We start from the raw sequence: 5516 nt of genomic DNA on the forward strand, positions 1-5516 counted from the left end.
GTCCCACGCAGATGTGCATGGTCACCTGCCAGTTCGTGCCGCCTGCCAAAATGGGAACAACAATTGCAGATTAAGAAAAGAAACAGGTATTGATGTGAGCAACATGTATGGGTGCTGCGTCTGCAAAGAGGCACTGTATCTGCAAATCAGGCATCCGCAAATCAACGGGAACGGAGATGAACAATCCTTTGGCAAAACACGCTTGGTCACCCTACTTGGTTGGCGCTGGCATTGGCGTGCTCAGTTGGTTCGCTTTTTGGAGCGCCGACCATCCGCTAGGAATCACGACTGCGTTTGAACACACCGCAGCGCTCGGGATCCAGGCGGTCGCGCCGCAATTCGCTGAGTCGAATTCCTACTTTCAAGACAACTCGCCCAAGATCGGCTGGGAATGGATGCTGGTGGTCGGCGTGCTGTTGGGAAGTCTACTTAGCTCGTTTGCGTCGGGTGATCGCGAACGTGTCGTCGTTCCGGACATGTGGCGGCGGCGTTTCGGCGGCAGCACCGCACTTCGGATGAGCGTCGCATTCTTTGCGGCGGGATTGATGATGTTTGGTGCTCGATTGGCGAAAGGTTGCACCAGCGGTCACGGCATCAGCGGAACCCTGCAACTTGCCGCATCGAGCTGGGTATTCAGCATCACCTTTTTCACCGTTGCCATTGTTACCGCATTTCTACTCTACGGCCGGAGGACTAGCGAAAATGTTTGATCCCATCTGGAAACTTGCTCTCGGACTAATCACGGGCATCGTGTTTGGAATTTTGCTACAGAAGGGACGCGTCGCAAAGTACCGCGTCATCCTCGGTCAATTCCTATTTCGTGACTGGACGGTGGTCAAGATCATGGGAACTGCGGTCGTAGTCGGCTCGATTGGAGTCTACGCGCTGCTGGATGCCAACGCGGTCTCTTTACATCTGAAACCGCTTATCTGGGCAGGTGTTCTCGCAGGCGGCGTTTGCTTTGGCGTGGGCATGGCTCTGTTTGGCTATTGTCCTGGAACAAGCGTGGCGGCGTGCGGCGAAGGACGCCGCGACGCGATGGTAGGTGTTGTGGGAATGCTGTTCGGAGCCGCGTTGTTTGTCGGATTCTATCCACAGTTGTCGTCCTTTGCGAAGGCTTGGGGAGACGCAGGCGAGATCACCCTACCGCAGTGGACCGGGACCTCGCCTTGGCTATGGATCCTTGGGCTGGCGGCGATCGCGGTAGTCAGCATTCTGATCGAGCGAATGAAACATAATCCCTCGCGTCCTCCGCGTTCCAAACATGTCGGCCATGGCAAGCAAGTGCGTGCATGATCCGGCACAGGGGATATCGGTGGAAGTTGATTCACCGCCGAATCTGAGACTTGCTGGACGCGGATCACGCATCGCGGCTCGCTGAAACGAAGCCCAAGCCAATCCCAGCGGCCACGCCCCATCACGATGGGCTCTCCAGGTCCGTCCTGTCACGGCCATACCGCTCTTGAGCGACCTCTTCGAGTGATTGTTGGATCGCAGGGCACGCACTTCGCACGGCATCCAAGTCCACGCGGCGGAGTTCGTATAAAGCGCAAGGCGTCACGGCGCGACAGGTTGCCGAGCGTGGGGCACGCAACAACAACGCCAATTCACCAAAAAACTGTCCCGCCACCAACGTGTTGAGCTGTTTCGACACGCCATCGACATCTTTGACCACCCGCACCACGCCGCGAGCAATCAAGAACAACGAATCGCCGGCTTGGCCTTCGCAGATGATGTCTTGCCCTGAGGGCATGGTGTGCTCACGCAGTTTTGTGGCAACACGATCAAACTCTTCGGACGGCGTCTGCGCAAAGAAAGGCACCTTTCGCAATAGTTCACGAGGATCGACGTGCAATTGTGCATTGAGCGTCTTAGCGTCAAGTTCGCCAACGTGTTTCTGCAATCCTTGGATGATCTCATCCGCGATCCCGTCCGGGATGGTGCCAGCGATGTTTTCACGCTGAATCACCTCACGCTGTGCCTGCGACACAAGCCGTTCGCCGAGCTGCTGCTGCATCACTTGTACAAATTCGGGGAACTGCTCGGCCACTGCATCGATTCGCGATTTCGCCGACGATTGCCATGCTTGGTAGCGGCGGCGAACCTCTTCGACGACCGAACGATCCTCTTGTTTTGCGACGATGTCCAAGTGAGCGAGCACTTGTTCGCATCCCTGATAACGTCCCCACGCACGTCGATACTCGCCACTGGTACGGGCGACGCCGATCCGGCTGGCCCACCGGCGTGTCAGCGGGAATCGCTGCATCCACAGCGTCACCAGCTGGCGGATTGCTTGACGTTTGGGATCGTAAATCGTGGCCTTGGGCAGATTGCCCTGATAACGCATCGATTCGGTGCACAATTCCAACGAGAACGCCAAGTCGCGATAGACTTGCTCGGATAAATGTCTCTTGGTAAACATGTCAAAGTACAGTTTGCGTTCCAAACCGAAGCAGCGTAGGTAGACCACGGCTCGTTCTTCGTCGGTGGTCAATTCGATGGACCGCAAACTTTCTCGTTCGCTCGCCAATTGGTCGACCTCGCCGCTGATTCGATCCCTCAGCTGCCGCGCGATCTGATAAGAAAAGAAGCCACCGGCCTGCAATTCGGGAATTCGCTGCAACGCATTGTTCTTGGCCATCATCTGACCTTCGATTCGGGCCAATTTGTCAGCGGCAGACAGTTGGTCCAGTCCTAGCTTCCGCACCAGAGGCCCGATTGCCGTCGCCTGGACGATTAACGTGAACAGCACCGCCCCCATCACGACCGCAGTGAATTGCGACTTGTAGGGAAAATTGTCGGGCAGATACAACACGATCGCCAATGCGATGGCACCTCGCAATCCGCCCCAGTCCATGACAACTTGGTATGCTTTACTGACCGTCTGAGAAAATCTTCCGGTCAATGGCATGAGGCCGAAGATTACGACCGCCCGTGAGATCTGCATCGACACCAGCACCACCACCAGTACTCCGATCGCATTGTAGAGGTCGCTCAAATCGACGCTCAATCCGACCAACAAGAAGATCAAGGCGTTGCAAACAAACGCCATGTACTCCCAAAAATGGTGCATAAATCCGCCGACTTCGGGCGAGATTTTGGTGCGTCCCCAGCTGCCCATCATCAGCCCCGCAACCAAAGTCGCCATTACACCGCTGACATGTAGAAAATGTTCGGCGATCAAGAATGAACCGTACGCCAAAACCATGGTCAACGATATTTCGATGTCCGAATTAGCGCGGACACGTTGTAGTAGTTGACCGAACACCCAGCCGAGCAGCATGCCAACAAAGATACCACCAAAAAACACAACGAAAAACTCTCCCACCCCTTGCAACGCCGCTTCGCCACTGAATCCTTCGGTCGCAACACTCAGCAAGATGCCGGCAACCACGATCGATGTCGCGTCGTTAAATAGACTTTCGCCCTCGACCAAAACGGTCAACCGTTTCGGCGCACCGAGTTGTTTGAATAACGCGATCACCGCGACCGGATCGGTCGCGCTGAGGATCGAACCGAGCAGCAATGCTGCGGCCAATGGGATGTCCGTCAACAACGCGACAATCCCGCCGATGATCAACGTTGACAGCAGCAACCCCGGGATGGCCAGCATCAACACAGGAAGAAGATTCTTTTGAAGCTGCCGAATTTCTAGGTTGTACGCCGATTCAAAAACCAGCGTGGGCAGAAAGACAAACAGAATCACGTCTGACGAGATCTTGTACTCGCCCAACACTCGAAACGCGGGCACTTGTTTGCTGATCAACGCCAGCATCAACCCGATCACAACAAGCAGAACGGTGAAGGGCAACTTCCATCGATTGCAGATCGCAAGCACCGCTGCCGCCAGCAACAACAAACCAAAGATCACGGCGACCTGTTCGGTCACTCCATGTTCGCCACCGGTATCCGTCTGCGAAGAGGCGCATATCAGGAAGGACGTCAAGGTCGAAGGCATCATGTTTTTCACCGCAGCGAAATACGACACTCGGCGATCGCGTTTGCAACGACACGGCCGGTGCGTCGAACGCATTGTAGCAAAGTTGTTAGCTGAATTACGTTTTGACGCAGCCCGGCTCACGCAGGGTCTGCTGGTTTCGGTTAAAACAACGGGCCGAGTAGCGTACGAATTTTTCGAATGACAATGGACGACGGCCAAGATGCGGGCAGCTTTATACAACGAATTCGCCAAACCGCTGACCCTTGAAACGGTGCCCGATCCGACGCCGACGGCACACGGGGTGGTGATTCGAGTCGAAGCAACGGGACTTTGCCGCAGCGATTGGCACGGATGGATGGGGCACGATCCTGATATCCGTTTGCCCCATGTGCCTGGCCATGAACTTGCCGGCGTGATCGAAGCGGTTGGCAGCCGAGTTAGCCGATGGCAGGTCGGCAACCGTGTTACCGTTCCGTTTGTCGGCGGATGCGGCGTCTGTCCCGAGTGCGTTTCAGGGCAACACCAGGTATGCGATCAACAATTCCAGCCTGGATTTACTCATTGGGGATCGTTCGCACAGTACGTTGCGATCGACTATGCCGATGCCAATTTGGTTGGTCTACCCGAAGCCATCGATTTCGTGACCGCCGCCAGTTTGGGGTGCCGATTTGCAACCTCTTTTCGCGCCATCGTCGACCAAGCCAAGGTCAGTGCCGGACAATGGGTCGCGGTCCATGGATGTGGTGGCGTCGGATTGTCGGCGATCATGATTGCCACTTCCGTCGGTGCCAACGTGATCGCGATCGACATCCGCGATGACAAGCTTGATTTTGCGCGAACCATTGGCGCCGCTGAAACCATCAATGCCGGTGACGTCGACGACGTGGTGGGCGAAGTCCAAAGGATGACTCGCGGCGGGGTCGATGTATCGATCGATGCGTTGGGCAGTCCGACGACCTGCTTCAACTCGATCGCCAATCTGAGAAAACGTGGCAAACATATTCAGGTCGGGCTGATGCTCGGTGACCACAAGCATCCACCGGTGCCAATGGACAAAGTCATTGCCGGCGAGCTGGAAATTCTTGGAAGCCACGGCATGCAAGCGTATCGCTATCCCGCGATGCTAGCGATGATCGCGGCTGGCAAACTACACCCTGAGAAACTCGTGGGCAAAACCATTTCGCTACAGGAATCACTCGAGGCCCTCCCGTCGATGGATCGTTATCACGATGTCGGCGTCACCGTGATCAATCCGTTCGGTTAATGGATCGAAGTCGCCTCTGGAATCGCGTCTGGAACTATCGCGCAATGCCGTCGACTTTCGTAGTGGGACTCGCCCGAGTGCCTGATGGTTAAACAACAAATGCGGGGATCCTGGCGAATCCCACGTCTCGAACATCACGCCATTGGTGCCAAAGTAGATGGCATTGGACTTTCGTCCTGCCCTCGCTAATGCGACTAAGCATTGCACCAAGACGGATAATTTGCCGAAAGCGTAATCGTTGGGATCGGCACAACCGCTACGTCGGCGAAGCGACGTGGGGGCAAGCCCAGGAATTACGGCGTCGCCGCCACG

General features: G+C 55.9%; 4 protein-coding genes. 3 read left to right on the forward strand and 1 reads right to left on the reverse strand.

Annotated elements, in window-relative coordinates; translation table 11 throughout:
- The first annotated feature begins 107 nt into the window (after nucleotides 1-107).
- Nucleotides 108-710 (forward strand): YeeE/YedE thiosulfate transporter family protein, encoded by a 603-nt coding sequence (locus tag RMSM_RS28875; RefSeq protein WP_008705670.1) that lies wholly within the window; start codon nucleotides 108-110, stop codon nucleotides 708-710.
- Nucleotides 703-1296 carry a YeeE/YedE thiosulfate transporter family protein gene (locus tag RMSM_RS28880; protein ID WP_008705672.1) on the forward strand — a complete coding sequence of 198 codons (594 nt, stop codon included), beginning with the start codon at nucleotides 703-705 and terminating at the stop codon, nucleotides 1294-1296. The genes RMSM_RS28875 and RMSM_RS28880 overlap by 8 nt, the downstream gene beginning before the upstream one ends.
- Before the next feature lie 121 nt (nucleotides 1297-1417).
- Here the strand turns inward: RMSM_RS28880 and RMSM_RS28885 are convergent, their stop codons facing one another.
- Nucleotides 1418-3961 (reverse strand): cation:proton antiporter, encoded by a 2544-nt coding sequence (locus RMSM_RS28885; protein WP_040769944.1) that lies wholly within the window; start codon nucleotides 3959-3961, stop codon nucleotides 1418-1420.
- A gap of 199 nt (nucleotides 3962-4160) precedes the next feature.
- Here RMSM_RS28885 and RMSM_RS28895 point away from each other — a divergent pair, with 199 nt between their 5' ends.
- A complete protein-coding gene (locus tag RMSM_RS28895) occupies nucleotides 4161-5204 on the forward strand; it encodes a zinc-dependent alcohol dehydrogenase family protein (protein ID WP_008705676.1) in 1044 nt (347 codons plus the stop codon).
- Nucleotides 5205-5516 lie beyond the last annotated feature (312 nt).

The sequence above is a fragment of the Rhodopirellula maiorica SM1 genome (assembly GCF_000346295.1).
Lineage (GTDB): Bacteria > Planctomycetota > Planctomycetia > Pirellulales > Pirellulaceae > Novipirellula > Novipirellula maiorica.

What these genes read in the sequence shown, in the direction of transcription:
- RMSM_RS28875 (WP_008705670.1), top strand. Translation starts at nt 108, where the DNA reads ATGGGTGCTGCGTCTGCAAAGAGGCACTGTATCTGCAAATCAGGCATC.
- RMSM_RS28880 (WP_008705672.1), top strand. Translation starts at nt 703, where the DNA reads ATGTTTGATCCCATCTGGAAACTTGCTCTCGGACTAATCACGGGCATC.
- RMSM_RS28885 (WP_040769944.1), bottom strand. Translation starts at nt 3,961, where the DNA reads ATGATGCCTTCGACCTTGACGTCCTTCCTGATATGCGCCTCTTCGCAG.
- RMSM_RS28895 (WP_008705676.1), top strand. Translation starts at nt 4,161, where the DNA reads ATGCGGGCAGCTTTATACAACGAATTCGCCAAACCGCTGACCCTTGAA.